At 39.0% G+C, this 3013-nt stretch carries 2 protein-coding genes and 1 pseudogene; all 3 read left to right on the top strand.

Features of this window, described 5'->3' with window-relative positions:
• Positions 1-310 precede the first annotated feature (310 nt).
• Positions 311-676: a hypothetical protein gene (locus tag QUB37_RS29350; protein ID WP_333168725.1), complete on the top strand. Its 366-nt coding sequence runs from the start codon at positions 311-313 to the stop codon at positions 674-676.
• 40 nt (positions 677-716) lie between these two features.
• Positions 717-785 (top strand): annotated as a pseudogene (locus QUB37_RS29355) (NAD(P)H-quinone oxidoreductase); the annotation flags it as partial.
• A gap of 177 nt (positions 786-962) precedes the next feature.
• Complete coding sequence (locus tag QUB37_RS29360) at positions 963-2801, top strand: hypothetical protein (RefSeq protein ID WP_333168726.1); 1839 nt, start codon at positions 963-965, stop codon at positions 2799-2801.
• Positions 2802-3013 lie beyond the last annotated feature (212 nt).

A 3013-nucleotide genomic window follows, 5' to 3' on the forward strand; every position in this document is an offset into this window, starting at 1 on the left:
TTTCTATTAAGCGGGGTGCTAGGGTGGCGGCTATTTCTTTGATGCGGGGAAGCATGAATTTTGTTGGGGGAAAGGTAAGATATTTAATCAAATACGGTAGCGCAAGTTTCTGATTTTTTACGGGAGATCGATGCCGGTTAAAGGCGGAACAATTGCTGTTGTTTGATGGGAATATTTTTTATGTCCCGAACAAGTTTTTTATTAACCGCAGAGAACGCAGAGAAAGAGTTAGATAGAAGTTGTAAGGAAATAAAATTTCGAGTTTTGCAGTCTACAACGGGTCTGAAGGATTTGTGTAAATAAAAGAAAAATGGTAAGCTCAAATTTAAGAAAAAAAAGGAGGAGACAAGAGTTAGTGGGAGCATCGGGCGATCGCGCTCATGTAGGAAAGAAAAAAAGGAGAAAAAAAGGAGAAAAAAGGAGAAAAAAAGGAGAAAAAAAGGAGAAAAAAAGGAGAAAAAAAGGAGAAAAAAAGGAAAAAAAAAGGAGAAAAAAAGGAGAAAAAAGGAGAAAAAAAGGAGAAAAAAAGGAGAAAAAAGGAGAAAAAAATGTTAAACAAGTCACAAAAAGATTTGATAGAGTTACACTTAGAAAAGTTGCAAAACTTTATTTCACATACAAAATATATCATGGAGTGGAAAATAGGGCAAGGGGAACAGTCAAGAAAGAACGGTAGTAAAATCCAATATTTGACGGTTTTGCGAACTTGAGAACCACGAATTAAGGTAGTAGTGGAAATAGGAGGCGATGGCGCCTTTCGCTGGACTCCCCTAAAAGATGCTTGAATCGCAGCTTAAACTCAAGTTGAAGGCGATCGCAGCCATTTTAGAGTTGTGATTTTTATTTACGCACTGCTTGTTTGCATAGGCTGCTACAGACAAGATATTGAGGTGCGGTTTAAGGTACTTGAAGATCGAGATAGGTAGAATACTTTGCTGCTAAATGTTGAGGGTGTATAAACAATGACTGTCCCAAGTTTAAAACTAAAAATTGCTAATAATGATGGGAACCCTTGGTTTCATCCATTGCTGGTGCTAATATGGATAGCCATTGGCACAGTTTTACGCTTTACTAATTTGGCAGATAAGCCACCTTCAACAATTGAGATAGCAACGTTAATTTTTAGTTTGGGAAATAGTTTGCAGACGATACCGCTAGATAGTGCGATCGCGCTTGATACCCTCTTGCAGCCATTACAAGTGAATTCTCAAGCTAATATCACCTCAGTCATCCACAATTTGATGACAGAAAGCACCCATCCTCCCGTTTATTTTGTGCTGGCTCATTTGTGGATGAAACTATTTTCGACCGAGGCGGGTTTAGTTTCTTTATGGGCCGCTAGAGCGCTTCCTGCAATTCTCGGTGTCGCCTCAATTCCAGCTATGTTTTGCTTTGGTTTTGTAGCATTTCGATCTCGTTTAATAGCTCAAATGGCGGCCGCAATGATGGCGGTTTCTCCCTACGGGATATTTATCGCCCAAGAAGCTCGACACTACACTTTACCAGTTTTATTAATTATCGCTTCTTTGTGCTGTTTGGCAATAGCAACTCGCACTATAAATAATCGTAACATTTTACCAATTTGGGCAGGATTACTTTGGGTAGTAGTTAACTGTTCAGGGATTGCAACACATTACTTTTTTGTTCTCGTTGTCGCTGCTGAAGGTTTAAGTTTAATAGCTGTTATTTGGATAAAAAAACGGACAGAGCGCCAGGAAAAATTAGAGTTAGATTTGACTCAAGATTTAACCCTCAGTCCTCAATTACTAATTCCCAATTCTCTATTCCGACTCTACACGGTTGGTGCGGGTACGTTGGTGGGATGTTTAGTTTGGCTTCCGGCATTGCGTACAGCTTCTAAAAGTGAAATGACGCGCTGGATTTATGAGGGAAAAAACCCGATTGAATTGCTAGAACCAGCACCCAGACTTTTAGCGTGGATGGTGACAATGTTGGCATTATTGCCAGTGGAAGGAGTATCTTTACTAGCGATTTTTGCCTCTGGTTTGGCATTGTTAATTTTCATGTTTTTTGCTTTGCCAATTTTGATTAGAGGTCTTAAAATTAAGTTAGGAGAATCAGATGGTAGCTTAATTACTCAAGTTTTAGGCGGGTTTATGTTGGGTGCGATCGCCATCTTTTTAGGGATCACCTACATTTTGGGTGCCGATCTAACTTTGGCGGCTCGTTATCAGTTTGTCTACTTTCCCGCTGTTATCATTTTGCTCGCAGTAAGTTTGGCTGTTTGTTGGGAAAATCAATACTTAGAAACAAACAATAAATTAAGTCAATTTTTAAAATCGCCAATTCTAGCATTAAAAATAGACGGAAGAAAAGCAGTAACAATCATCTTATTAATGGGTTTACTTGGTAGTATGACAGTTGTTTCAAATTTGGGCTTTCAAAAATCCAAACGCCCCGATATTTTAGTTCCCCACATTGTTAAAATACAGTCAGCATCGCCAAAGATTCCTGTTTTAATTGCCACTGTTCGCAAAAGCCACTCAGAAACAAGAGCTATGATGGGGATAGCGTGGGAATTTAAACGTTTATCTACTTCATCTTTGAGTACAAAGTCTCAACCAAATTATCCTCAATTTCTTTTAGCAAAAAAAGATGGTGATTCTCAAACTGCGACAGATGCACTGCACAAAACTTTAGCTCAAATGCCAAAAATTTTGGATTTGTGGACGATAAATTTTACAGCTTCAGTGGAAGGAAAAGGGCGAAACTGTACGATTGATTCGCAACCTCAACCCAAAATAGCTGGCTATAAATACCGATTGTATCACTGTTTATAATTGTATAATTGGAGGATTATGACAATTTATTTCTACAGCTTCTATAGCGTTTCTCTGTCTGGTGAGGTACATAAACGATTCCCCTAAATCCTCCTTAATAAGCTATTCGCGAGGTAGAAGTGTCAACCTTAATCCTGTTTCCAATATTGGTAGGCGGCATAGGCCAAGGTGACAGCGCCCGTCACGATAGCTGCTTCATCGACCTCAAATTG

Source organism: Microcoleus sp. AT3-A2 (assembly GCF_036705685.1).
In the GTDB taxonomy this organism is placed as follows: Bacteria; Cyanobacteriota; Cyanobacteriia; order Cyanobacteriales; family Microcoleaceae; genus Microcoleus.

Bases quoted from the DNA above. Each gene is read 5' to 3' on its own strand.
- QUB37_RS29350 (WP_333168725.1), top strand. From the start codon at position 311: ATGGTAAGCTCAAATTTAAGAAAAAAAAGGAGGAGACAAGAGTTAGTG.
- QUB37_RS29360 (WP_333168726.1), top strand. From the start codon at position 963: ATGACTGTCCCAAGTTTAAAACTAAAAATTGCTAATAATGATGGGAAC.